At 64.2% G+C, this 25,325-nt stretch carries 25 protein-coding genes; 1 reads left to right on the top strand and 24 read right to left on the bottom strand.

Going from position 1 to position 25,325, the window contains the following annotated elements; genetic code table 11:
- Nucleotides 1-2 precede the first annotated feature (2 nt).
- The 15 genes from V3587_RS09040 to fmt form a co-directional block, all read right to left on the bottom strand.
- Nucleotides 3-1,214, bottom strand: a complete 1,212-nt coding sequence (locus tag V3587_RS09040; protein WP_003944901.1) for a phosphoglycerate kinase — start codon at nt 1,212-1,214, stop codon at nt 3-5.
- A gap of 17 nt (nt 1,215-1,231) precedes the next feature.
- Nucleotides 1,232-2,251, bottom strand: coding sequence for a type I glyceraldehyde-3-phosphate dehydrogenase (gene gap, locus V3587_RS09035; RefSeq protein WP_003944851.1), 1,020 nt, complete (start codon nt 2,249-2,251; stop codon nt 1,232-1,234).
- Nucleotides 2,252-2,409: 158 nt separating this feature from the next.
- Nucleotides 2,410-3,387, bottom strand: a complete 978-nt coding sequence (gene whiA / locus V3587_RS09030) for a DNA-binding protein WhiA (protein ID WP_021344225.1) — start codon at nt 3,385-3,387, stop codon at nt 2,410-2,412.
- Nucleotides 3,384-4,448: a gluconeogenesis factor YvcK family protein gene (locus V3587_RS09025; protein ID WP_073512389.1), complete on the bottom strand. Its 1,065-nt coding sequence runs from the start codon at nt 4,446-4,448 to the stop codon at nt 3,384-3,386. The genes whiA and V3587_RS09025 overlap by 4 nt, the downstream gene beginning before the upstream one ends.
- The gene (gene rapZ, locus V3587_RS09020) at nt 4,445-5,344 is read right to left on the bottom strand and encodes an RNase adapter RapZ (protein WP_003944872.1); all 900 of its coding nucleotides are present in this window, start codon (nt 5,342-5,344) and stop codon (nt 4,445-4,447) included. The genes V3587_RS09025 and rapZ overlap by 4 nt, the downstream gene beginning before the upstream one ends.
- Entirely contained in the window at nt 5,341-7,533 is a 2,193-nt protein-coding gene (uvrC, locus tag V3587_RS09015; protein ID WP_003944805.1) for an excinuclease ABC subunit UvrC, read from the bottom strand. Before uvrC ends, rapZ begins: the two co-directional genes overlap by 4 nt.
- A 74-nt stretch (nt 7,534-7,607) precedes the next feature.
- A complete protein-coding gene (locus V3587_RS09010; RefSeq protein ID WP_007727982.1) occupies nt 7,608-8,081 on the bottom strand; it encodes a PH domain-containing protein in 474 nt (157 codons plus the stop codon).
- Nucleotides 8,078-8,575 carry a 6,7-dimethyl-8-ribityllumazine synthase gene (gene ribH / locus V3587_RS09005; RefSeq protein WP_003944999.1) on the bottom strand — a complete coding sequence of 166 codons (498 nt, stop codon included), beginning with the start codon at nt 8,573-8,575 and terminating at the stop codon, nt 8,078-8,080. Before ribH ends, V3587_RS09010 begins: the two co-directional genes overlap by 4 nt.
- Nucleotides 8,572-9,846 (bottom strand): bifunctional 3,4-dihydroxy-2-butanone-4-phosphate synthase/GTP cyclohydrolase II, encoded by a 1,275-nt coding sequence (locus tag V3587_RS09000; protein WP_003944833.1) that lies wholly within the window; start codon nt 9,844-9,846, stop codon nt 8,572-8,574. The genes ribH and V3587_RS09000 overlap by 4 nt, the downstream gene beginning before the upstream one ends.
- Nucleotides 9,847-9,956: 110 nt before the next feature.
- Nucleotides 9,957-10,565, bottom strand: a complete 609-nt coding sequence (locus V3587_RS08995; protein ID WP_003944892.1) for a riboflavin synthase — start codon at nt 10,563-10,565, stop codon at nt 9,957-9,959.
- A gap of 5 nt (nt 10,566-10,570) precedes the next feature.
- A complete protein-coding gene (gene ribD / locus V3587_RS08990; protein ID WP_095970195.1) occupies nt 10,571-11,623 on the bottom strand; it encodes a bifunctional diaminohydroxyphosphoribosylaminopyrimidine deaminase/5-amino-6-(5-phosphoribosylamino)uracil reductase RibD in 1,053 nt (350 codons plus the stop codon).
- Between the two features lie 8 nt (nt 11,624-11,631).
- Nucleotides 11,632-12,315, bottom strand: coding sequence for a ribulose-phosphate 3-epimerase (gene rpe, locus V3587_RS08985; protein ID WP_030536417.1), 684 nt, complete (start codon nt 12,313-12,315; stop codon nt 11,632-11,634).
- 64 nt (nt 12,316-12,379) lie between these two features.
- The gene (locus V3587_RS08980) at nt 12,380-12,727 is read right to left on the bottom strand and encodes an MmcQ/YjbR family DNA-binding protein (RefSeq protein WP_283376404.1); all 348 of its coding nucleotides are present in this window, start codon (nt 12,725-12,727) and stop codon (nt 12,380-12,382) included.
- A gap of 40 nt (nt 12,728-12,767) precedes the next feature.
- Nucleotides 12,768-14,216 (bottom strand): RsmB/NOP family class I SAM-dependent RNA methyltransferase, encoded by a 1,449-nt coding sequence (locus tag V3587_RS08975; RefSeq protein ID WP_283376403.1) that lies wholly within the window; start codon nt 14,214-14,216, stop codon nt 12,768-12,770.
- Nucleotides 14,213-15,136, bottom strand: a complete 924-nt coding sequence (fmt, locus tag V3587_RS08970; RefSeq protein ID WP_283376402.1) for a methionyl-tRNA formyltransferase — start codon at nt 15,134-15,136, stop codon at nt 14,213-14,215. The genes V3587_RS08975 and fmt overlap by 4 nt, the downstream gene beginning before the upstream one ends.
- A gap of 288 nt (nt 15,137-15,424) precedes the next feature.
- On the opposite strand from fmt, the gene V3587_RS08965 reads away from it, so the two are divergent.
- Complete coding sequence (locus V3587_RS08965) at nt 15,425-15,631, top strand: hypothetical protein (RefSeq protein WP_283376401.1); 207 nt, start codon at nt 15,425-15,427, stop codon at nt 15,629-15,631.
- Nucleotides 15,632-15,658: 27 nt separating this feature from the next.
- Here V3587_RS08965 and V3587_RS08960 read toward each other — a convergent pair whose 3' ends face one another.
- From V3587_RS08960 to V3587_RS08920, 9 genes are all read right to left on the bottom strand, one after another.
- A complete protein-coding gene (locus tag V3587_RS08960) occupies nt 15,659-16,678 on the bottom strand; it encodes an esterase/lipase family protein (protein WP_283376400.1) in 1,020 nt (339 codons plus the stop codon).
- A gap of 94 nt (nt 16,679-16,772) precedes the next feature.
- Nucleotides 16,773-17,441, bottom strand: a complete 669-nt coding sequence (locus V3587_RS08955; RefSeq protein WP_397508789.1) for a PadR family transcriptional regulator — start codon at nt 17,439-17,441, stop codon at nt 16,773-16,775.
- 190 nt (nt 17,442-17,631) lie between these two features.
- On the bottom strand, nt 17,632-19,650 hold the full coding sequence (locus V3587_RS08950) for a primosomal protein N' (protein ID WP_283376399.1): 2,019 nt from the start codon (nt 19,648-19,650) through the stop codon (nt 17,632-17,634).
- 25 nt (nt 19,651-19,675) lie between these two features.
- Complete coding sequence (gene metK, locus V3587_RS08945) at nt 19,676-20,890, bottom strand: methionine adenosyltransferase (protein ID WP_003944827.1); 1,215 nt, start codon at nt 20,888-20,890, stop codon at nt 19,676-19,678.
- A gap of 188 nt (nt 20,891-21,078) precedes the next feature.
- Nucleotides 21,079-22,377 (bottom strand): bifunctional phosphopantothenoylcysteine decarboxylase/phosphopantothenate--cysteine ligase CoaBC, encoded by a 1,299-nt coding sequence (coaBC, locus tag V3587_RS08940; RefSeq protein WP_003944888.1) that lies wholly within the window; start codon nt 22,375-22,377, stop codon nt 21,079-21,081.
- Complete coding sequence (gene rpoZ, locus V3587_RS08935) at nt 22,374-22,673, bottom strand: DNA-directed RNA polymerase subunit omega (protein WP_003944996.1); 300 nt, start codon at nt 22,671-22,673, stop codon at nt 22,374-22,376. The genes coaBC and rpoZ overlap by 4 nt, the downstream gene beginning before the upstream one ends.
- Nucleotides 22,674-22,771: 98 nt before the next feature.
- Nucleotides 22,772-23,371, bottom strand: coding sequence for a guanylate kinase (gene gmk / locus V3587_RS08930; protein ID WP_020907704.1), 600 nt, complete (start codon nt 23,369-23,371; stop codon nt 22,772-22,774).
- Between the two features lie 36 nt (nt 23,372-23,407).
- Entirely contained in the window at nt 23,408-23,728 is a 321-nt protein-coding gene (mihF, locus tag V3587_RS08925) for an integration host factor, actinobacterial type (protein ID WP_003944825.1), read from the bottom strand.
- A 369-nt stretch (nt 23,729-24,097) separates the two neighbouring features.
- On the bottom strand, nt 24,098-25,297 hold the full coding sequence (locus V3587_RS08920; RefSeq protein ID WP_235172203.1) for a glycosyltransferase 87 family protein: 1,200 nt from the start codon (nt 25,295-25,297) through the stop codon (nt 24,098-24,100).
- Between the last annotated feature and the right edge of the window lie 28 nt (nt 25,298-25,325).

Raw genomic sequence — 25,325 nt, 5'->3', positions numbered from 1 at the left:
GATCAGCCTTCCAGTACTGCGATGCCAGGCAGCTCTTTGCCCTCGAGGTACTCGAGGGAAGCGCCACCACCGGTGGAAATGTGCGAGAAGCCCTCGTCCGGGATACCGAGTTGACGAACGGCTGCTGCGGAGTCGCCGCCGCCGACGACGCTGAAGGCGCCCTTCTCGGTTGCCTCCACGATTGCCTCGGCGACACCGCGGGTGCCTGCCTCGAACTTCGGGAACTCGAACACGCCCATCGGGCCGTTCCAGAACACCGTCTTGGCGCCGGTCAGGATCGCGGCAAAGCGCTTGACCGACTCCGGTCCGATGTCCAGACCCATCCAGCCGTCGGGAATCTTGTCGAACGGAACGATCTTCGACTCGGCATCGGCCGAGAAGGAGTCCGCGACGACAACATCCTGAGGGATGTGGATGACGTCGGCGTACCGGTCGAGGAGATCCTTGCAGGTCTCGATCATGGACTCTTCGCATAGCGAATTGCCCACGGAAACACCCTGAGCCGCGAGGAACGTGTAGAACATTCCGCCGCCGATCACCAGAGTGTCGACCTTCGGTGCCAGTGCCTCGATGACGGCCAGCTTGTCCGAGACCTTGGAGCCACCGAGCACCACCGCGTACGGACGCGCTGCGTCCTGCGTGAGCTTGGCGAGCACCTCGACCTCGGCGCCGACCAGGTATCCGGCGTAATGCGGGAGCAGCTTCGCGACGTCGAAGACCGACGCCTGCTTACGGTGAACAACACCGAATCCGTCGGAGACGAATGCGCCGTCGTCACCGACCAGCTCGACGAGAGCCTTGGCGAGCTTGACCCGCTCGGCTTCGTCCTTGCTGGTCTCGCGAGGGTCGAAACGGATGTTCTCGAGCATCAGGACGTCACCGTCGGTGAGTCCTTCGGAACGAGCCAGCGCGTCCTGTCCCACGACGTCACCGGCGAGTTGCACGTTGCGACCGAGGATTTCGGCCAACTTCGCGGCAACCGGTGCGAGGGAGAACTTGGGATCGGGCTGACCGTCGGGGCGCCCGAGGTGCGCGGTCACGATGACCTTCGCTCCACCCTCGGCGAGTGCCCGCAGGGTGGGAGCGGACGCGACGATGCGACCCGGGTCCGTGATTTCTCCGCCATCCAACGGGACGTTGAGGTCGGAACGCACCAGTACGGTGCGCCCCTCGACCCCAGCGTCCAGCAGATCCTTCAGCGTCTGAACTGCCACTGTTATCGAAACTCCGCTCAGAGAGACTTGGCGACGAGGCCGATGAGGTCGGCGAGGCGGTTGGAGTAGCCCCACTCGTTGTCGTACCAGGAGACGATCTTGACCTGGTCGTCGATGACCTTCGTCAGACCCGAGTCGAAGATCGACGAGTGCGGGTCGGTGACGATGTCCGAGGAGACGATCGGTGCGTCGGTGTACTTCAGGATGCCCTTGAGGGGTCCTTCGGCAGCAGCCTTCATCGCGGCGTTGATCTCGTCGGCGGTGGCCGACTTCTTCAGGTTCGCGGTGAGGTCGGTGACCGAGCCCGTGGGGATCGGCACGCGCAGTGCGTAGCCGTCGAGCTTGCCTAGCAGCTGCGGGAGAACCAGGCCGATTGCCTTGGCTGCACCGGTACCGGTGGGAACGATGTTGAGGGCAGCTGCGCGGGCGCGACGGAGGTCTGCGTGCGGAGCGTCCTGCAGGTTCTGATCCTGGGTGTACGCGTGGATCGTGGTCATCAGACCCTTGACGATGCCGAACTCGTCGTCGAGAACCTTGGCGATGGGGCCGAGGCAGTTGGTGGTGCACGACGCGTTGGAGATGATGTTCTGGCTGCCGTCGTACTTGTCGTCGTTGACGCCCATCACGATGGTGATGTCTTCACCCTTGGCCGGAGCCGAGATGATGACCTTCTTGGCGCCGGCTTCGAGGTGTCCCTTGGCCTTTGCGGCGTCGGTGAAGATGCCGGTGGACTCGACGACGACGTCGACGCCCAGCTCGCCCCAGGGAAGTTCGTTCAACGGGCCACGGTGTGCGAGGGCCTTGATGCGCTGATCGCCGACGACGATCGTGTCGTCACCGTCGAGCGACACGTCGTACGGCAAACGGCCGAGGATGGAGTCGTACTTCAGCAGGTGAGCGAGCGTCGCGTTGTCAGTCAGGTCGTTGACTGCCACGATCTCGATATCGGTGGTTCCGAGCGCCTTCTGCGCATCCACCGCCCTGAAGAAGTTACGTCCGATACGGCCGAAACCGTTTACGCCAACCCGGACAGTCACAATTCGCTCCTTTGACCATGATTCTGGTGTGCAACTTGACCCACGCATACTCCGAATCCGTGTGTGCACGACGCGGACGTGGGGTTCATCGGTCGATGTGACTCATACCCTAATGCGCGTGGCCCGAACGTGCGCAGCCCACCCTGACGGAGGGCAGGTCACCCCTCTTCGAGTAGCTCCACATTCACTGCGGATTCGGTGTCGGGTATGCCCGTTTCCTTGGCCTTGCGATCAGCCATGGACAGCAGGCGACGGATACGTCCGGCAACGGCGTCCTTGGTCATCGGCGGGTCGGCCAACTGGCCGAGTTCTTCGAGGGACGCCTGCCGATGCTCGACGCGCAGTGCACCCGCCGCCGCGAGGTGATCGGGCACGTCCTCACCGAGGATCTCCAACGCACGCTCGACGCGCGCAGCAGCCGCAACGGCAGCGCGAGCAGAGCGTCGCAGGTTTGCGTCGTCGAAATTGGCGAGACGATTGGCGGTGGCGCGGACCTCGCGTCGCATCCGCCTCTCCTCCCACACCAGACGTGTGTCCTGGGCTCCCATTCGGGTCAGGAGATCGCCGATGGCCTCACCGTCTCGGATCACCACACGATCCGTTCCGCGAACCTCACGTGCCTTCGCCGAGATCCCCAGACGCCGCGCAGCTCCAACCAGAGCAAGTGCAGCTTCCGGGCCGGGGCAGCTCACTTCGAGCGCCGACGAACGGCCGGGTTCGGTCAGGGAACCGTGCGCGAGGAACGCACCGCGCCACGCTGCTTCGGCGTCGCCGACACTTCCGCCGACGACCTGCGCAGGCAAGCCGCGAACCGGGCGCCCGCGAAGATCGAGCAGTCCCGTCTGGCGCGCGAGGGCCTCACCCTCCTTCGCTACACGCACGATGTAGCGAGCGGACTTTCGAAGCCCGCCCGCACTGAGTACGTGCACATCGGCACTGTAGGTGAACAGGTCGAATATCTCCCGGCGCAGACGTCGCGCCGTGGAGCCCAGATCCACCTCTGCTTCGACGACCACCCGGCCGCCGACGATGTGGAGCCCACCGGCAAAGCGCAGCAACGCGGAGACCTCTGCCTTGCGGCAGCTGACCTGAGTCACCACTAACCGGCTCAGTTCGTCCTTGACCTCCGCTGTCATTGCCACGAAGCGTTCTCCCTCTGTTCTTCGGATTGCTGTTCTTGCAGGGAAGACTGTGTCGAATCCCCTACTGCCGCACTGCTCGACAGTTCAGCCAGTACATCGGCCAGTTTTGCCGGATCGTGTACATGCGCTGCGCCCGGTGAGGTGTCCGCGACATCCGCGTACCTGACTTCGGCTGAAAATTGATCCGCCGCACGCTGCAGATGTTCACGTTCACGCCCGGCCGGTACCGACGCCGAGTCGACCACCACGTAGTCGACCCGGAAATCGGGCACGTGTTGGGAGAGTACGTGCAGGTGACGCTCTGCGGAGAATCCGGCGGTCTCCCCCGGCTCGGGTGCGAGATTGAGCACCAGCACCTTTCGAGCGTTCGTCGACGACAGTGATTCGACGAGTTCGGGTACCAGGACGTGTGGGATCACGCTCGAGAACCACGATCCCGGGCCGAGAACCACGAGATCGGCACGATCGATCGCGGTCACGGCATCGGGGCACGCGGGCGGATTGGACGGGAGCAGTCTCACACGCCGAACCTTGCCCGGGGTGGTCGCGACGGCAACCTGTCCACGAATGCAGCGGCTGACGCGGGGGTCCTCTTCGAGTCCCTGAACGTCGGCTTCGATCTCGAGCGCGATCGGCGACATCGGCAGCACACGACCACGGATTCGCAGCAGTCGCGCCATCTCGTCGAGCGCGGCGACCGGATCGCCGAGCACCTCGGTCAGTCCGGCCAGGATGAGATTGCCCACCGAATGCCCGGCAAGTGCGCCGACACCGCCGAAGCGATGCTGAATGGTCCGAGTCCAGTCGACTATCTCGGGTTCGTCCGACGCGAGAGCAGCCAGCGCCATCCGGAGGTCTCCAGGCGGGATGACGCCGAGTTCGGCGCGCAGCCGGCCCGACGAACCACCGTCGTCGGCGACCGTGACCACGGCGGTGACGTCGACCGTCAAGCGTCTGACGGCCTGGAGCGTGGCGAACAATCCGTGCCCGCCGCCGAGCGCGACGATGGCCGGCCCCTCGGGTGTCTCCCGCGAGCGATGTGTCGGTTCACTCATTCGCGCCCCAGATCCCGGTGCACGATGCTGACCGAGATGTCGTCCTCGGAACCCAAACGCCTCGCGAGAGCTTCGGACATGGCTACGCTTCGGTGCTTACCGCCGGTGCATCCGACCGCAATTGTCATGTAGCGCTTTCCTTCTCGTCGATATCCGGCGATCGTCAAATCCACCAGATGTCGGTAGGTGTCGAGATAGTCTTCCGCGCCCTCGCGGGACAACACGTAGTCGCGGACGTCGGCATCCTGACCGGTGTGCGGGCGAAGTTCAGGGATCCAGTGGGGATTGGGCAGGAAACGAACGTCACAGACGAGATCGGCGTCCATCGGCAGGCCGTACTTGAATCCGAACGACTGGACCGTCACCTTCATCGTGCGGTTGGCATCGTTTCCGAACGCCGTTTCGATCTTCTGACGCAGCTGATGCGCCTTCAGTGCCGACGTGTCGATGACCAGATCGGCGGCCGCCTTCACCACGGCCAACTGCCGACGCTCGGCTGCGATCCCTTCGGACAACGTGCCGTCGATGCCGTCGTTCTGCAACGGATGACTGCGGCGCACCTGTTCGAACCGTCGGATCAACACGTCGTCCGACGCTTCGAGGTACAGCACCCGAGTATGGATCGGTTCCGCCTCGAGTTCGGTGAGCACCCACCCGAGATCGCCGGTGAAGAGTCGACTCCGCACGTCGATCACGACGGCCAGACGATCGACCGGCGGATCGGAGGTCAGGCTCAGACCGACCATTCGGGAAATGAGCTCAGGTGGCAAATTGTCCGCGACATACCAGCCGAGGTCTTCGAGCACCTTGGCAGCGGTACTCAAACCTGCTCCGGACAATCCCGTCACCAGCAGGAAATCCATCGTTCGACTGTCTTTGGCGCTGTCGGTAGTCACTGTGCACTCGGCCCCGTCGTCGGCATGGACAATTCTCGCGACTCGGAGCCCTCGTCACCGCTACCGGATTCGGCGCTGGGCGCGTCAGCAGACGTAACAGACGATTCGGATTCCGTGTCCAGCTCATCATCCCCTACCGCGGCTGGCAGCGCTCGAGCTTCAGCACCCGCGTCGGCTGCAGCCGAATCCGTGCCGAGTGCGGCCAGAACTGCTGTGGCGGTGGTCTCACCGATACCGGGGACCTGCATGATCTCCTCGACCGTTGCCGTTTTCAGCTTCGCCACGGAACCGAAGTGAGCCACCAGAGCGGTTCGACGAGTTTCACCGAGCCCCTTGACCGAATCCAGAGCCGAAGCCGTCATCCGCCTCGAGCGTTTGCTGCGATGGAACGTGATCGCGAAGCGGTGGGCTTCGTCTCGGATGCGCTGCAGTAGGTACAACGACTCGCTCGTCCGAGGGAGGATGACCGGATCTTCTTCCCCCGGTACCCATACCTCTTCGAGTCTTTTGGCCAACCCGACTACCGCGACGTCGGTCACCCCCAGTTCGTCGAGGACCGCCGCTGCCGCCGTGACCTGAGGGGCGCCGCCGTCCACGACAAACAGATTGGGCGGATACGCGAACCGCCGAGGCCGGCCCGTCGCCGGGTCGATCGCCGCTTCGGGAGCCAGATCACCACCGTCCGAGTCCATGGTCGACGCCGACGCCGCGAGGACGCCCAGGTCGCGGTTGTGGCGCAGGAACCGCCGACGCGTGATCTCCGCGATACTCGCGACGTCGTCGGAATGACCGTCGCCGGCAGCTTCCTTGATCGCGTAGTGGCGGTAGTCCGACTTACGCGGGAGCCCGTCCTCGAACACGACCAGTGACGCCACGACGTCGGTTCCCTGGACGTGACTGATGTCGATGCATTCGATTCGTAGCGGAGCCGAGTCCAGGTCCAGTGCTTCCTGGATGCCCTGCAGCGCCGCAGAACGCGAAGTGAAATCGCCGGCGCGCTTGAGCTTGTGCTGCGCCAGAGCCTCTTTCGCGTTTCGCTGGACTGTTTCGGCGAGGTCTTTCTTGTCGCCGCGTTGCGGAACCCGCAGTTGCACTTGCGATCCCCGAAGCTTGCTCAGCCACGCCTGGATCTCGGTCGCGTTTGCCGGCAGAACCGGTACCAGAACTTCCTTGGGAACTGCGCTGATCCCGGCCTCGGAACCCGCTCCCGGGTCGAGGGCCGCCTGCTCCCCGTAGAACTGGGTGAGGAACTGCTCGACCAGGATCGGCAGGTCGGACTCGGCGTCGAGTGCGGCCCAGTCGATGGCGTCGCCTGCCTTCTCCACGACCCATCCACGCTGACCCCGCACGCGTCCGCCCCGCACGTGGAACACCTGAACGGCGGCTTCGAGATCATCGGTGGCAAAGGCGACGAGATCGGCGTCGGTGCCGTCACCGAGTACGACGGCCTGCTTCTCGAGCGCCTTGCGCAAAGCCCCGATATCGTCACGCAGACGGGCTGCGGTCTCGAAGTCGAGGTCCTCGGAAGCCTGCTGCATGCGCTTTTCGAGATCTTTGACCAGCTTGTCCGTGCGGCCGGCGAGGAAGTCGCAGAAATCTTCGACGATCTGTCGATGCTCCTCGGCGCTGACTCGCCCGACGCAGGGCGCCGAGCACTTGTCGATGTAGCCGAGCAGACACGGCCGGCCGATCTGGTTGTGCCGTTTGAAGACTCCGGACGAGCACGTTCGTGCGGGAAAGACTCGTAGCAGCAGATCGAGAGTTTCGCGGATCGCCCAGGCATGGGAGTAGGGACCGAAGTACCGGACACCCTTGCGCCGCGGACCGCGGTAGACGAACAAGCGCGGGAACTCTTCGTTGAGCGTCACCGCGAGAACCGGATACGTCTTGTCGTCGCGGTACCGGACGTTGAACCGCGGATCGAATTCCTTGATCCAGTTGTACTCGAGCTGAAGCGCTTCGACTTCGGTACTGACGACGGTCCACTCGACGCTGCCGGCGGTGGTCACCATCTGCCGAGTACGGGGATGAAGTGTCGTGACGTCCGCGAAGTACGAGTTCAAACGTGAACGGAGGCTTTTCGCCTTTCCGACGTAAATGACCCGACCATGCGGATCGCGAAATTTGTAGACGCCCGGCGCAGCCGGAATGGTTCCGGTAGCGGGGCGGTAAGTCGAGGGATCCGGCACGGTTTCAGGTTAGTCGCCGCCACCGACCGACTCGGAAACGCGCAGGATGCGGGCACCGAACCGGTCGGAAGACGTCAGTTGCTCTTGTGCGCGACCGGTGCGTAGCGGTCGGCCAGTTCGCGGAACTTACCGACCGTGTCGACGGCGTACTCGCGGTCGTTGGACTGGATCGCCATCACTGCCATGTACTCGTCGTCGGGCAATTCGATGCGTGCCCAGGCGGCACCGTCGGGGAACGAGAGTCCCTCGAACAGATCCCAGTCGACGATCTTCTCGCCCAGGATGTTTCGTACGGCAATACCCTGCTTGCCCACCTTGACCCGGGGCCGCGTCAACATCAGCACACCGAGAGCCAGAATGGTGCCGATGCCTGCCATCGCAAGTTGGTCCGCGGCACGGAAGTACACGCCGGTGGACCCCTGGCGAAGCAGGAGCGCCAGTGTGACGTGAACGATCACCAGAAGGACAGCAACTCCGATCGCGTATCGCGTCGACTTACGCGGTGACGCAATCAGTTCCCAGTTCTCGTTGTCGCCGGGTGTACTCATCGAAACGAATCCTCGGTCCATGGTGCTCGGAGATGGCGCAGGGTCACTGCGGTGTCCAGTGCGGCCGCGCAGGCCTGTGCGCCCTTGTCCTCGACGCTACCCGGCAGACCCGAACGGTCAAGAGCCTGCTGCTCGGTGTCGGTGGTCAGGACACCGTTCCCCACGGGGGTGCTTTCGTCGAGCGAGACGCGTGTGAGGCCCGCGGTGACCGCGTCGCACACGTACTCGAAGTGCGGCGTACCGCCGCGGATGACAACACCGAGAGCGACGACGGCGTCGTGCGTGCGCGCCAATGCCTGCGCAACGACCGGCAGTTCGATCGCGCCGGCGACACGGACCAGTGTCACGTCCTTGATCTGTGCTTCCTGCGCGACGCGCTGCGCGCCGGCGATCAGGGCCTCGGAGATCGTCGCGTGCCACTGCCCGGCAACGATCGCCAGCTTCAGATCCTTGGCCTCGGCGATCGCGAGCTGCGGCTGACCTTCGCCGCTCACAGTGCGGTTCCCGGCTGTGCGGTGTTCTGGTTCGCCTCGTACTCGTCCAGTCCGATCAGATCGTGACCCATCCGATCGCGCTTGGTGCGCAGGTAGGTGAGGTTCTCCGCATTCGCGCGCAGCGGCATCGGAACACGATCGGTGATCTGCAGGCCGTAGCCGTCCAGACCCACACGCTTGGCCGGGTTGTTGGTCAGCAGACGCATCGACGAGATCCCCAGATCGACGAGGATCTGCGCACCGATGCCGTAGTCACGGGCGTCCGCCGGAAGTCCGAGTTCGAGATTGGCGTCGACGGTGTCCGAACCGGCGTCCTGGAGCTGGTAGGCCTGCAGCTTGTGCATGAGACCGATGCCACGACCCTCGTGCCCGCGCATGTACAGAACAACGCCGCGGCCCTCCTGGGCGACCATGTCCAGTGCGGCGTCGAGCTGCGGGCCGCAATCGCACCGCAACGAACCGAAGACGTCGCCGGTGAGGCACTCGGAGTGAACGCGGACGAGTACGTCACTACCGTCGCCGTCGGGGCCCGCGATGTCGCCGCGCACCAGCGCAACGTGCTCGACCTCGTCGTAGATGCTGGTGTAGCCGACAGCGGTGAACTCACCGTGGCGGGTGGGGATGCGGGCCTCGGCGATACGCAGCACGTGCTTCTCGTGCTTGCGACGCCACGCGATGAGGTCCGCGATCGAGATCAGAGCAAGGTTGTGTTCGTCGGCGAAGACTCGCAGCTCGTCGGTCTGAGCCATCGCGCCTTCGTCCTTCTGGCTGACGATTTCGCAGATGACGCCGGCAGGACGCAGGTCCGCCATGCGGGCGAGGTCGACTGCAGCTTCCGTGTGGCCAGGACGACGCAGTACTCCGCCTTCCTTCGCGCGGAGCGGAACGACGTGACCGGGACGAGTGAAATCGTTGGCACCGGATTCGGGGTTGGCGAGCAGACGCATCGTCGCAGCGCGGTCCGACGCCGAGATACCGGTACCGATTCCCTCACGGGCGTCGACGGTCACCGTGTACGCGGTGCCGTGCTTGTCCTGGTTGGTGGCGTACATCGGGGGCAGGCCCAACCGATCGCAATCGTCACCGTCGAGCGGCACGCACAGGTAGCCGGAGGTGTACCGGACCATGAACGCCACCAGTTCCGGGGTGGCTTTCTCGGCGGCGAAGATGAGGTCGCCCTCGTTCTCGCGATCCTCGTCGTCCACGACGACAACAGCTTTACCTGCAGCGATATCTGCTACTGCGCGCTCGATACTGTCGAACCTGGTCACGTGCTCGCACTCCAAAGTCTTGACTATTCACATCATCGAATACAACAAGTGCATCCGACGGATGCACTGACAACCCTACGACCAATCGGACGGGTCCGATCAGCCTGGTCCTACCGACCGGCAGAGTGAAGCCGCTCGACGTACTTCGCGATCACGTCCACCTCGAGGTTGACCGGCGTACCGACCACAGCGGTACCGAGCGTCGTCAACTCGAGCGTTGTCGGGATCAGCGAGATCTCGAAGTACTCGAACCCGCGGTCTCCGCCCAGCGCGGAGACCGTCAGCGAGACTCCGTCGACGGTGATCGAACCCTTCTCCACGACATAACGGGAAATGGAATCCGGCAGCGCGATTCGCACTACCTCCCAGTTCTCGGACGGCGAGCGGGAGATGACATGGCCTGTTCCATCGACATGCCCTTGAACCAGGTGGCCGCCGAGTCGGCTGTTCAGCGCCGCGGCACGCTCGAGATTGACGCGAGAGCCGACATCCAATTTCGCCAGGCTCGAGCGATTCAACGTTTCCTGCATGACGTCTGCGGTGAACGAACCGTCGGCAAGCACGTCGACCACCGTCAGGCACACACCGTTCACCGCGATCGAATCACCGTGGCCGGCGTCGGAGGTGACCAGTGGCCCGCGCACCGTGAAACGTGCAGCATCGACCAGTTCTTCCTTGGCGACAATTTCGCCGAGTTCTTCCACAATTCCTGTGAACACGCGCCCTACTCCTCGTTCCCCGGAGCAGAACTCTCCGGAACCAGACTCAACAAAATATCGGGACCGATCGTTACCGCAGACTCCAAACGGAATCGGTGGGCGTCGGTGATGGTGTGCACTCCGGCATCGACGAGTGCGGAAGCGCCCGCGCCGAGCAGGATCGGAGCGATGTACGCCTCGATCACGTCGACATATCCGGCGGCAAGGAATGCTCCGGCCAGACGGGGCCCACCCTCGAGAAGTACGTCCGTGTACTCCCCCAACGCCTCGACCACTTCGGCGATGTTGTCGGTGTTGAGCACCAGAGTCGGCGCGGTGTCGTCGAGAATGCTTGCCGTCGACGGTATTTCACGCTTTCCGACGACGACGCGAACGGGCTGGTGCGCCGCGAGCTCGCCCGTGGGCTGACGCGCCGTCAGCCACGGATCGTCGGCAAACACGGTGCCGGTACCGACCACGATCGCATCGATCTGCGCCCGCTGCGCATGCACGCGCGCCCTCGCCTGCGGACCGGTGATCCACTGACTCGTTCCGTCCTCGGCCGCACTGCGTCCGTCCAGACTGGCCGCGTACTTCCACGTGATGTGCGGGCGACCGGTGCGCTGTTTGTGCAGCCAGGCCCGCAGTGGACCTGCCTCCACCTCGGGTGCTCTCAGTCCGGCCGTGACGCTGATTCCAGCGCGCATGAGCGTCGCTGCACCCCCGGAGGCTTCCGGATTGGGATCACCGACGGCGTAGACAACCGCCGAAACTCCGGCGTCGATCAATGCCTGCGAGCAAGGGCCGGTTCGCCCCTGGTGATTGCACGGTTCCAGTGTCACCACGGCCGTACCGCCACGTGCCGCATCGCCGGCCTCGTCGAGAGCCACGACCTCCGCGTGCGGTCCACCGGGCGGTTGCGTCATACCGACGCCCGCGATGGTTCCGTCGGCAGCGAGGATGACCGCGCCGACCGGCGGGTTGGGGCTGGTGAATCCGCGCGCGGAATCAGCTGCAGCAAGCGCAATCTGCATCGCGGCGTCGAGATCAGCCGTCGACGCCTGTCCACCCTTTGCCATCGAGCGGCTCAGACCGACAGCGTCAGGTGCGGCGACGCCGAGGCGGCCTGCGCGCGCAGCTTGCGCACCGCCTCACCGGGATCACTCGCTCCGTACACCGCCGAACCGGCGACGAAGCAGTCGATCCCTGCTTCAGCGGCCTGCTCGATCGTGGAAGCGTTGATGCCGCCGTCGATTTCGACAAGGAGCGTCAGCTCACCCGAATCGACGAGCTTTCGAACTGCACGCGCCTTGTCGAGCACCTGAGGCATGAAGGACTGACCACCGAATCCGGGTTCGACGCTCATGATCAAGAGGGTGTCGAAGTCCTCGAGGATTTCCAGGTAGTCGTCGATCGGGGTTCCAGGCTTGATGCTCAGCCCCGCCTTGGCACCGGCCGCACGAATATCGCGGGCAACCGAACGCGGATCGTCGGTGGCCTCGGCGTGAAACGTGACGTTGTACGCACCGGCCTCGGCGTACGGCGGCGCCCAGCGCTCCGGATTCTCGATCATCAGGTGGCAGTCGAGCGGAATATCCGTCGCCTTCAGCAGACTCTCGACCACCGGCAGACCCAGCGTGAGATTGGGAACGAAATGCGCGTCCATCACGTCGACGTGAAGCCAGTCGGAGCCGGACACGGCAGTCGCTTCATCAGCGAGTCGAGCAAAATCTGCGGACAGAATGGACGGTGCAATCATCGGGGAAGCCACGACGCCGAGTTTAGCTGTGTCTCATCGCCGACCGCGCATGCACCACGGGGCAGGTGCGCCCTGGTCAGTTCTTCACGGCACTCCGCAGCTTGCGCACCTTGGCGGGTGCCTTGATCCGCCACGCATCTTCGAGCATCTCCGCAAGTTGTACCTCGTCGATCAGTTCGAGGTGCACGAGGATCGAGCCGTGACCGTGGTAGTGATCCGTGGTGAAGAAGGGCGCCTCACCACTGGCGAGTAGCGCCTCCTTCTCGTCCAGACCGCACATCACGACCAAGGAACCCTCCGCCTCGGTGCGGAGCCGCGCAAAAGTCTTGCCTGCCACCTTGAGTGCCGGGGTGTTGTACGAGGTCGACTCCTCCACGGAGGGAAGAGCCGAACCCAGTACTACAACCTGTTCCCACGTAACCATGTAGGCACCATACGACTACCGATGCCCAGAAGTCATCCGATCAGGCCAGCGGCTTGCGCAAAGCGGCCATGAACATCGCATCGGTCCCGTGGCGATGCGGCCACAACTGAACCGAAGACCCGTCTCCGACGTCCGGAACACCGGGCACCAATTCCTTGGTGTCGAGTTCGACGACGCCATGACGGCGCACGGCGTCGGCTACCACTGCGAGCGTTTCCGACAGGTGCGGCGAGCACGTCGAGTACAGGACCACTCCGCCGGGGCGCACCAGTTCGATTGCAGCGGCAAGCAATTCACGCTGCAACTTCACGAGCGGAGCCACATCGGACGGCTGGCGACGCCAACGGGCTTCCGGGCGCCGACGCAGCGCACCCAACCCGGTGCAGGGGGCGTCGACGAGGATGCGGTCGTAGCCGGGTTCGAGTCCCGATTCGCGGCCGTCCGCCACGTGTACGTCCACGGGAAGCTCGCGAGTCGTCTTGCGGATCAGTTCGGCGCGGTGTTCGACGGGCTCGACGGCGTCGAGGCGCCCGCCTTCGATACCGGCGAGAGCGCCGAGAAGCGCTGCCTTGCCACCCGGACCTGCGCAGAGGTCGAGCCAGCGGCCGGCGTCTTCACCTTCGAGGGGAGCAATGCTGAGGGCGCGGGCAACCAGCTGACTGCCCTCGTCCTGCACGCCCGCCAAACCTTGGCGGACCGCCTCGAGCTGTCCGGGGTCACCGCCGTCGAGATGCACGGCGTACGGCGAGTACGGTCCGATTTCCCCGCCGGTGACCAATGCGAGCTCCTCGGCAGAGATCTCACCGGGGCGGGCGACGAGGTGCACGGCAGGGCGGGCGTCGTCGGCGATCAGTACTTTTTCGAGTTCTCCGGCAGCAGCGCCGAGGGAGTCGGCGAAGACCTGCGCGATCCACAGAGGGTGCGCGTGCTCGAAGGCGAGACGGCCGACCGGGTCCTTCGGGGCCAGCAGTTCGACCCACTCGTCCTGGGTGCGTTCGGAGACGCGGCGCAGGACCGCGTTGACGAATCCCGCTCGGCCCTGGCCGTTTTCGGCGCGGACCAGATCGACCGAGGTGGCGACGGCAGCGTGCGGTGCGACACGAGTGCGCAGCAATTGGTACGAGCCGAGTCGGAGAACATCGAGCAGAGTTCCGTCGATCTCTTCGATCGGCCGACCCGCTGCATGCGCGATCACCGCATCCAGGAGGCCCTGAGCGCGGGCCGCGCCGTACGCGAGCTCGGTTGCCAGCGCCGCGTCGCGTGCGTCGAGTTTGCGGTCGCGAAGCAGTCCCGGCAGAACCAGGTTCGCGTACGCGTCACGCTCACGAACCGCGCGCAGGACGTCACGCGCCGCCAGACGCGGCTGATCGAGCCCGGCGGTTGCCGGATCCGGGCGCTTGGCCTGCTTCGGCTTGGTGTTCTTGCCGCCTGCTGCGCTCTTGGCTCCGGGACCCTGCGTCCGCCGTGCCGGTCGTCGTGATTCGGTCACTGTGCTCGTACCTCCGCGTCGAGTCGGGCACCGCGTGCCCAGTCCCCTGCCGACATCAATTTCTTGCCCGGGGGCTGAATCTGCCCGAGTCGCACCGCGGTGGTCGCGGTACCGATGTACAGACCATCCTTGCGTACCGAGATCTCACCGACTGCCAGGGTCTCGTCCGTAACGGTGACCGGGCCGACCTTGACTCGAAGATCACCGATCATCGTCCAGGCCCCGGGTGCGGGTGTGACGGCTCGGATGTGCCGGTCCACCGTGCGAGCGGGCAGTTCCCATCGCACGCGGGCCGCGTCCACCGTCACCTTGGGGGCGTACGAGACGCCGTCGTCAGACTGCGGAACCGCGTTGATCTCTCCGGCCTCGAGTCCGTCGAGAACCGATTCGAGCAGAGTCGCGCCGTTTTCTGCCAGACGCCCGAGTAGATCGCCTGCCGTGTCGGTGTCACGAATCCGCTCGGTCATCACTCCGTACACCGGGCCCGTATCCATGCCGGCCTCCAAACGAAATGCGCTGGCGCCGGTCACCTCGTCACCGGCACTGATCGCGGCCTGCACCGGCGCGGCGCCGCGCCAGGCGGGAAGCAGCGAGAAATGCAGATTGACCCAACCGTGTTTCGGAATGTCGAGGATGTTCTGCGGCAACAGGTTTCCGTAGGCGACGACGGGTGCGCAGTCCGGCTCGAGGCGGGCAAGTTCGGCTGCGAAGTCGGGATCGGACGCCTTGGCCGGCGTCAGCACCGGGATGCCGTGCTCGTCGGCAAGGAGACCGATCGGCGAGCGGGTGACTTTGCGACCACGGCCCGCGACGGCGTCCGGACGCGTGACGACGGCTACCACTTCGTGGTTGGCGGACTCGATGAGACGACGCAGTGACGGAACCGCGGGTTCCGGTGTTCCGGCGAACACGACGCGCATGTCAGCTCTCCCGTTTCGGTGGGCTCTTCGGACTCTGATCAGCCGATCGGCCTGTCGAACGCGGTGGACTGCAACTCACGAAAATGCTCCCGGATGTGTCGGTGGGTGGAACTGTCAGTCTAAGGACTGCGGGAGCTACGACCTAGCTCGCGCCACACCGAACCACTTTCTCAGCAATTTCTTTGATCAGAACCCTGCAGATTCACCGGTCGTCGGTATTGACTGTTTCTGTCGTCGCCACTCGGCGAAGGCTGATACGGGATACACCGATCACACGGAGGAACTTAGATGGCAGGCATCGACAGTAAGTTCGACAAGGCCTACGCGGGAAAGTCCGTCGAAGAATTGGCGGATGCACCGGTCGCGGCACTCAACGGTGTAAGCGATTCGGATGCAGAGCATTTGAAGACAGCGTTCAACATCAAGACGGTCCGCGATCTGGGAACCAACAAGTTCTTCCTGTGGGCTCAGGCCACTGCCAAGCTCGCCGAGTAAGGATCCCGACCGAAGTGATGTCGGTGCTCACGAATTGGCATCGATGACCACTTGCGGAATATCCGTGCCGAGCGGCACCGCGCTACACGTAGCGTGCCGCTCGGCATCGGGGTCGAGGACCGTCCGGATGACATCGATCACGTAGGGGTCGTACGGCATGCGGAAGTGGCCGGTCAGGTTCGACGGACACAGGTCCTGGAGAACGATGTTTTCTGCACTGGCGTCGCGCAGCGCGATGTTTGAGGACGGCTGGATCATCTCGTCGACAGTGGACCCGACTGTCGTGTAGCGGACACCGGTCACCGTGTCGCCGCCGTCGTTGAGGGCGTTCAACATATCCGACCCCTGCATCTGCTCTCGGACAGCTCGCGAGAAGACATCTTCGACAAAATCTTCTCCACCGGGGATCGCGCGGACGATCGGCACCAATCCGAACATCACGCCGCCGTAGGTCGGAGACGCCAGACCGACCCAATGATCGACGTACGCGTCCCCGCCCATCTTGTTGACGTAGTACCGCGTCACCGTCGCGCCTTGGGAGTAGCCGATGACGTCGACCTTGTCCGCACCCGTCGCGGTCAGCACCTGATCGACGAAAGAACCGAACGCGGTGGCACTACCGACGATGTCTCCGACGCCGTAGGTTTCGTGTGCGACATCCCCGTCTTGTTCTTTGATCACACCGCCGTAATTGAGAGCGAAAACGCAGTAGCCGTCAGCTGCCAGTGCCGGCGACAGAGCCGCCCAATCCGCATACGCCTCGGTGTCGGTTCCGTGGGCGAGCACAACCGGCCGAGGATGCGCTGCCGAGGGCGCACAGCCGAAATCGTTCGACCCGGCAGGGGCAGATCCGGGATGAGCATGCGCATATGCCGTAGCAACGGAACGGGTCGCCTGACCCGGGCCGATGTCAAGGGGAACATCCATCGCGTCGGCACTCGAAGACGGCAGCGACGGTGCGGCAGCCGATATCGCGGGCGGTGCCCCGATCAGCAGCGCCACTGCTACCGAAAATGTCAGTCCCACAGACCGTTTGACGCCAGCCATTGTTCCTGCTCCTGCTCTGATCCTACGAGGGAGCTGACCGTAACACCAGAAACTTCGAGGCGCATACCCTACCGAACAGTAGGTATCCGACGTCTCAATTGCCGCCTTCACCGGCATCGTCGCCGGCAAGCACTCGGTAGAGCGATTTGCGTGCCTCGACCAGCACGTCGGCTGCGGCCTTGACCTGCGCGGGCGTGCCTACAGCGGCCACTTGACCGGCCGCGCCCATCAACTGTCCGATCAGTTCACGAAGGTCCTGCTCCGGCTCCCCCACGCTGAGACGAACGTCATCCCACGGCGCCCCGAGATCGGCGCGATGCTCCTCGACGTACGCGACGCCTTCCTCGGTCAGCTTGGCAGTCTTGCGGCCGGCGACCTTTTCGATGATCACCAGTCCTTCGTCCTCGAGTTGGGACAGCGCGGGATAAATGGAGCCCGGACTCGGCTTCCAGACGCCACCGCTACGCTCGACGATCTGCTGAATCAATTCGTAGCCGTGCATCGGCTCTTCGGCGATCAACAGCAAGATCGCGGCGCGCACGTCTCCGCGACGACCGCGCCCACCACGTCCTCGCCCCCGACCGAATTGTGCGCCCGGACCGAACCCGGGGCCAGGTCCGCCGTCTGGACCGAAACGACCACGCCGATGGCCTCTGCGTGGCATCTCACCGAAGCCAGGGCGCTCATGCGGTCGACCGCGTCGTCCACCGTCTCGATCGCCGGAACCATCGCCCGGCGCGCCGTCGTCCGTCGGCACCCACATCACGAACGGCGGCCGCTGTTCACGTCCGAAAGCGCCGAAGAAACCGCGCCGGCCGAACATCCCCTCGTTCGGGAAACTTGCATCCATCGTCGAACCTCCATCACTATCGTTGATAGTTCGACGATATATCGCCATACCGGGTTGTGCAAGATCTTCGCGGCACACAAGGATGCCTCTGACAGCTCGAAACTCAGCCGATGCGGCGTGGGTCGATCTGAATGCGGACCGGACCCGATGACTTCCGCGCACTGCGTGCCGCTCGCGCATGTGCCAGTGCGTCCGCAAGGCCCCGACCGTCCTGGCGTGGAACGCGGACCAGCATTCGCTCTGGCGCGACACCACTCTCGTCCTCACCGGAATACGGAAGCCTCTCCCCCGCAGGCAATTCCACTGGACCGAGGAGTACTGCGCTTGCCGGCAGTTCCGCCGACTCCACCAACTCCGCAATTGCTGCGGATCCACCGTCGATCGCAGCCATGTGAACGGCCGGAGGAAAGCCGACCTCGTCTCGCTCCTCGAATTGAGACTGTGCGTGCCCCACTGGATCCCATCGGACCAACGCCTGCACCGTCGGGATACCCGAGTCTGCGACAACCACAACTTCACCGCCTTCGGACAGCGGAATCACCATGGCAGCAGCCGACATCCAGCGTCTGAGTGTTTCCTCGGCGGCGCGAAGATCGGGCCGGCCGAGCAGTGCCCAGCCGTCGAGCAAGAGCGCGGCGCCGTAGCCGCCGGTCATCACCGGCTCCGCACCCACTGTCGAGACCACCAACGCGGGCCCGTGTGGCAGTTCCTTGACCACATCACTGCCCCCGGACAGAACAACTTTCACACCGGGAAACGCCCGCCCGAGTTCTTCGGCGGTCCGGCCGGCACCGACCACCACCGCGCGCAACGCTTTCGCCCCGCACGCGTGACATCGGTAGGCGGCATCGGCAACCCCGCACCAGCGGCACGCCGGTGTCCCGGCGCCGTCGGGACCTGCCGCAGCGGGAAGAGCCAGTGGGCCGTTGCACCGACGGCACCGTGCCGGGGCACGGCACTTTCCGCAGGCCAGGGTCGGTACGTACCCCCGCCGAGGCACCTGCACCAGGACTCCGTTGCCCTCACCCAGAGCGCGCCGGGCGGCCGCGAATGCAATAGCGGGCAAACGAGCCGCTCTGGCTCCCGGATCGCGGGCCAAGGCTTGATCGCTGTCGGCAAGCGCGGTGATCTTGGGTGCGTGGGCACGAACGACGTCCCGCGTAGCGACCAGATCGTGCGCCCATCCCGAGTCGACGAGTACCTGCGCTTCTGCCGTACGGGAGAACCCACCGATCACGACGGCGCACCCGGCGACGTAGCCACGCAGGACGGCAACTTCGCGGGCATGTGGATACGGCGACCGCGGCTCGGACAAGTTGTCGTCGCCGTCGTCCCAGACGACGACAAGACCGGTCTCGGGCGTCGGCGCAAAAACAGCACTCCGTGTGCCGACGACGATCCGGGCGGTCCCGCGCAGTGCAGCGAGCCACCTCCGATATCGCATGGCCGGCCCCAGGCCCGCGGACAGACCTACCACCGCATCCGCTCCGGAAAGTTCGGTACAAGCGGCGACGACGCGGTCCAGGTCGCGTTGATCGGGCACAACCAGGATCGCGGATTTACCACTTGCCGCTACGGCCCCGGCCAGTTCGGCCAGGCGCAGTGGCCAGTTTTCACCAGGCAACGCCTGCCAGACCGCACGCGGGCTTTTCGACTCGCGAATGGCGGACAGGAAGGCGTCACCGAATCTGTAGAGATGCCAACCATTTTCGATCGCTTCAGGAGCGGACGGTGACTCGGCGGGCTCCCACGGTTCCGCCTCGACCTTCGCGTGGCGCGGCGGTACCGCCAAACGGAGAACATCGGCGCGGGTTCCGGCATAACGCTCCGCCACACGATCGACGACTTGCGCAATTTCGGCCGTCAAGACCCGCTCGGACGAGATGACGCGTTCGAGCCAGCCGAACTTCCCCTGATGGTCACTGGTCGCCTCGCGCGAGACGATGAAACCGTCCACCAGACGACCAGCGAAGCGGATGCGCACCCGGACTCCGGGCTGCGCATCCGCTTCGAGTTCACGAGGAACGAGGTAGTCGAATTCACGGTCGAGGTGAGCGAGCGGGAGCATCGGCAGCACCCGGGCGACCGGATCGACTTCTGCCGCTACTCTTTCCGCGCCCACCCGCGCCCCGTCTGTACGTCAGTGATCAGAGACCAGCTGCGCTACGCAGCTTGTCGGCGCGATCGGTGCTCTCCCACGGGAGGTCGATATCGGTGCGACCGAAGTGACCGTATGCCGCCGTCTGCGCGTAGATCGGGCGCAGCAGGTCGAGGTCGCGGATGATCGCTCCCGGACGCAGGTCGAAGATCTCGGTGATCGCCTTCTGGATCCGTGCCGGATCGGTCTTCTCGGTGCCGAAGGTTTCAACGAAGAGTCCGACCGGAGCTGCCTTGCCGATGGCGTAGGCGACCTGAACCTCGATGCGGTCGGCCAGACCTGCGGCAACAGCGTTCTTGGCCACCCAGCGCATGGCGTAGGCAGCGCTGCGGTCGACCTTTGACGGGTCCTTGCCGGAGAACGCGCCGCCACCGTGGCGAGCCATTCCGCCGTAGGTGTCGACGATGATCTTGCGGCCGGTCAAACCGGCGTCACCCATCGGGCCACCGAGGACGAACTTGCCCGTCGGGTTCACCAACAGACGAACATCGGAGGTGTCGAGATCGGTGAGGTTGACGTCGGTCAGCACCGAGTGAAGCACCTTCTCGCGAAGATCGGGCGTCAACAGGTTGTCGAGGTCGATGTCAGCGGCATGCTGGGTGGAGATGACCACGGTGTCGAGACGGACAGCCTTGTCACCGTCGTACTCGATGGTGACCTGGGTCTTGCCGTCCGGGCGCAGGTACGGCAGCACGCCGGACTTACGGACCTCGGTCAACCGGCGAGAGAGACGATGAGCCAGCGCGATGGGCAGCGGCATCAGTTCCGGCGTGTCGGTGGTGGCGTAGCCGAACATCAGGCCCTGGTCGCCCGCACCCTGACGGTCGATCTCGTCGTCGCTGATTCCGTCGACGCGAGCCTCGTGCGAGTGATCGACACCCTGCGCGATCTCGGGCGACTGGGCGCCGATCGCGACGTTGACGCCGCAGGAGTTACCGTCGAAGCCCTTTGCGGAGCTGTCGTAGCCGATTTCGAGGACCGTGTCGCGCACGATCTTCGGAATGTCCGCGTACGCAGTGGTCGTGACCTCACCGGCTACGTGAACCTGGCCGGTGGTGACCAGTGTCTCGACGGCCACGCGGGCGCGCGGGTCCTGGGTGAGCAGCGCGTCGAGGATCGAGTCGCTGATCGCGTCACAGATCTTGTCCGGGTGCCCCTCGGTGACGGACTCGCTGGTGAATAGCCGACTGCCGGACTTGCTCACAGATCTCCCTCTCGACGACTGAGTTCTTGACTACAGCTTATTGAAGTATCCGAATCACCGTTCGGTGACCGTTTTGTCATGCTTTGTTAGCTGGGGGCTGAGCCGACGATAACGGTTGGACCGCCTGCGCAACACCCTTGTACTCACCCGATTATCGTGGGGTAACTCTCACCACCGGGCGCGTGTCGCTACTCGGGAAAGAGCTTGACCAGGGCGTCGAGTACTCGACTGGCCATCAAAGCCTTGGATCCGTGTTCGAGAGCGGACTCCGAGCCGTCGGAACCGAGCAACCAACCGTCGTTGTGATCGACCTCGAACGCCTTGCCCTCGCCGACCGCATTGACCACGAGGAGATCGCAACCTTTGCGGGCAAGCTTGGAGCGGGCATAGGTGAGAACGTCACCATGGGCGTCACCGGTCTCAGCGGCGAATCCGACGATCACCGTTCGAGCATCCAAGTCGCCGTCACGACGCGCTTCGACGAGACCGGCGAGGATGTCGGCATTTCTGGTGAGGCTGATCGAGTCGGGTTCGTTTGCGCCCTTCTTGATCTTGCTGCCTTCGACGGTGGTGGGGCGGAAGTCCGCGACAGCCGCAGCCATGACGACTCCGTCGTGTCCCGGTGCGTGCTTTTCCACTGCCAACCGGAGATCTTCGGCCGTCTTGATGTGCACGACGTCGACAGCGGCGGGGTCGGCGAGATCAGCCGTGTACCCGGCGATCAGTGTCACGTGCGCGCCGCGTTGCGCGGCAAGACGGGCGAGCGCGTAGCCCTGTTTGCCCGAGCTGCGATTACCGAGAAAGCGCACGGGATCCAGCGGCTCGCGAGTACCGCCGGCAGTGACCAGAATGCGGCGACCTTCCAGGTCGCGCGGCAACGCGTCCGAGCGCTCGAGGAGCAACGATGCCAAACCGACGATCTCGTCGGGTTCGGGAAGTCGACCCGCTCCGGTATCTTTTCCGGTCAACCGCCCGGAGGCAGGTTCGATCACGTGGACGCCGCGCGAGCGCAGTGTCGCCACGTTGGACACCGTTGCGGGGTGCTCCCACATCTCGGTGTGCATTGCTGGGGCGAAGACGACCGGACAGCGCGCGGTCAACAAAGTGGCCGTCAACAGGTCGTCTGCGCGACCCATGACAGCTCGCGCCATCAGATCAGCGGTTGCCGGCGCGATGACGACGAGATCGGCTTCCTGTCCGAGACGGACATGCGGAACCTGCGGGACGTCGTTGAAGACGCCGGTGTGAACCGGGTTGCCGGAGAGTGCTTCGAACGTCGCGCGGCCGACGAACTCCAGAGCGGATTCGGTCGGAATCACGCGGACGTGATGACCGCTCTCGGTGAAGCTGCGGATGATCGAGCACGCTTTGTACGCGGCGATACCCCCACCGACACCGACGACAATGCGCTTACGTATCGATGTGGGTGCGTCGGACACTCCCCCGACACCCGAACGAGGTTCGGGTGCGGCAGACGTGGTGCTCACTCGCCTTCGGTGTGCTCGAGGAGATCAGCGTGGATTTCACGCAACGCGATGGACAGCGGCTTTTCCTGCAGACCGGGCTCGACCAGAGGTCCGACGTATTCGAGGATGCCGTCACCGAGCTGGTTGTAGTAGTCGTTGATCTGGCGTGCACGCTTGGCCGAGTAAATCACCAGGGCGTACTTGGAAGAGGTGCGTTCGAGCAACTCGTCGATCGGCGGGTTGGTGATGCCGAGCGGGGTGTCGTAGGCAGGCAGAGCGCCCTGACCTGCTGCGGACGCGGCTGAAGTGCTGCTCACTCTTGTGTCTCCTGAATTAGATCTTCATTGAAGAACTAGTTTTATCGATCCGGATATCTGAGAAACAGGATGGAAATCGGTTCCCGAAGGGTGCCGAATCAGTTCCCAACCAACAAGGATACCAACTCATCGCAAGCACGGCTTACATCCTCGTTCACGATGACCGTGTCGAACTCGTCCTGTGCGGCCAATTCCACTCGGGCCGTCTCGAGTCGCCGTGCCACGACGTCTTCCGTTTCGGTGCCTCGTCCGGTCAGCCGTTGCACCAGAACGTCCCAGCTCGGTGGAGCCATGAACACCAACAGAGCCTCGGGCATCGCTTTCCGGACAGCTCGTGCTCCGGCGAGATCGACCTCGACGAGAACGGGCTTTCCAGCTTCGAGTGCTTCTTCGATCGGAGCTGCGGGGGTGCCGGAGCGCTGCAGACCGCCGTGGATTTCCGCCCATTCGAGAAGTTCACCGGAGTCGATCATCCGTTGAAATTCTTCGCGGGAGGTGAATCGGTAGTCCTTGCCGTCCACTTCACCTGGACGGGGATCGCGAGTGGTTGCCGAAACACTGAAAACGAGTTCGGGCAACCGAGTTCTCAGCTCGCGAACGACGCTGGACTTACCGACAGCCGAAGGGCCGGCCAGTACAACCAGCCGACCCCTCCGCACTGCGGTCTTGCTCTCTGACACTGTTGCGTCAGCAATCATCAGACACTGCCGCGTCAGCAATCATCACTTGTCGGCTCAGGCCTCGAAGTCAAACTTGGTGAGCAGAGCCTTGCGCTGCCGATCACCGAGGCCACGAAGGCGACGGGTCGGTGCAATCTCCAGCTCGGTCATGATCTCCTGAGCCTTGACCTTGCCCACCTTGGGCAGCGCCTCGAGCAGTGCCGAAACCTTCATCTTGCCCAAGATTTCGTTGTCTTCGGCGTCCTTGAGGACCTGCTTGAGGTCGGTGCCGCCACGCTTCAGGCGCTCCTTGAGCTCAGCCCTGGCCTTGCGGGCAGCAGCTGCCTTCTCCAAAGCAGCAGCGCGCTGCTCATCAGTCAACTGGGGAAGGGCCACGGTTCCTCCGTCTCGTCGTGTGCAAATTTTGTCTATTCCGCTGATAACCAGCAGCGATAGCGACCGTACTCACGCCTGGCGCGAATTGCTAACCCACCCCCCGCGGTCCGATGCAGATCGCGGTGGGTTATGCGCGTCGAATCGATGTCACCGATCGTCGCCATTTTCGGCAGGATCGAGACGGATTCGGCGCAACATGAACATGCGTACAGTACCGAAATAGACTGTAGCACAAAGTATTTCGTCAATCGCGGCATGACCGCCCTGTGTACGTGTGCGAAATCGTTACCTGCGGGAATGAACGTGGTCGCCGACACATCCAAAATTTTCGAGCATTTTCGACGCCCATGCGCGTGTCGCGGCCTGTTTTCAGGTCTGCAGTGACGATTTCGGATCGCCGGCGTCGACCGTCTCGGGTTCGGTGCGGCTCACACCGGGGGCAGCCAGAGCGATGACCACCGCGAGGCTCGCCCAGAGCAATGAATTCTCCAGTACGAAGCCGAAGACCGGGACATCCATGTCCGCACCGACTCGCGGAAGCCGAAACAGGACGACTGCGGCAGTGAGGCTGATGGCGACCCAGGACCACACGGGCACGGTTCGAGTGCGCTCCCCCACGCTTGGCTTGATCGGAACCAGGAGCACGCCCACCGCCGGCACCAACCACACGAAATGGTGGGTCCAGGCAATGGGAGTCACGACTGCCGCCAGCAGAGCCACCACCGTGAAACCGGCAAGATCACCCCGCAGGCGCTGAGCACGCCGTGTTGCGACAATTCCGACGACACCCAACACTGCACAGGCGAAAAGCCATGCGGGACCCACCAGGCCCTCGGGAAGTAGCCGCAAGGCCATTCCACGCACGGACTGGTTGCCGAACACAGAAGGGTCGCCGACAGCGACGCGCCCCGACAGTGAGGCGATGTCACCGAAGTAGTCGATCGTCTGGCGCGGGAGAACCGCCAAGCCGAGTGCCGTTGCGCCGAGGAAGCCGGCGAGGCCTCCCGCAACCGCTTTCCAACGCCCGGTGATCACGTAATAACCGATGTAGACGAGCGGCACCAGTTTGACCGCCCCGGCGATCCCCACCAACACACCCTCGGGAATCCACCGTGGTCGAGCCAGCACGTCGATCAGACACAGGAGCGTCAGGAACAACCCGACCTGCCCGTACCCGAGGTGATCGGAGATCGGTGATGCTGCCGTCCACAGGACCAGGAAACCCACGTAGACCACGACCGGTCGCTTACGCGTGAACGGGACTTCGCGGTAGCTGAGCACGATGATCGCGGCCAGCATCAGGAGGCTGACAAAACTCCATCCCCACTGGACCGCGCCCCACGAACCCAAGGCGACCGGAACGGCGACGAGCGCAGCGAAGGGCGGATACGTGAACGGCAATCTCGCGTTGAACGACTCGTCGTACAGGTTCGAGCCGTCGAGGACGGCCTGACCCGCCGTCCGGTACACGGCGAGATCGTCGCCGTGTACGCCGGTGACGGATTGGAACCCGGTGGCCAGCAGCGCGCACGCCGCGATGAGAAGTCCGATCTGCCACCAACGATTCACCGACGGACGGTACCACCGGGTTCCACCG

It is taken from the genome of Rhodococcus sp. IEGM 1306 (assembly GCF_036541985.1).
Taxonomy (GTDB): Bacteria; Actinomycetota; Actinomycetes; order Mycobacteriales; family Mycobacteriaceae; genus Rhodococcus_F; species Rhodococcus_F qingshengii.
This window is presented reverse-complemented; position numbering and strand designations above follow the sequence as displayed.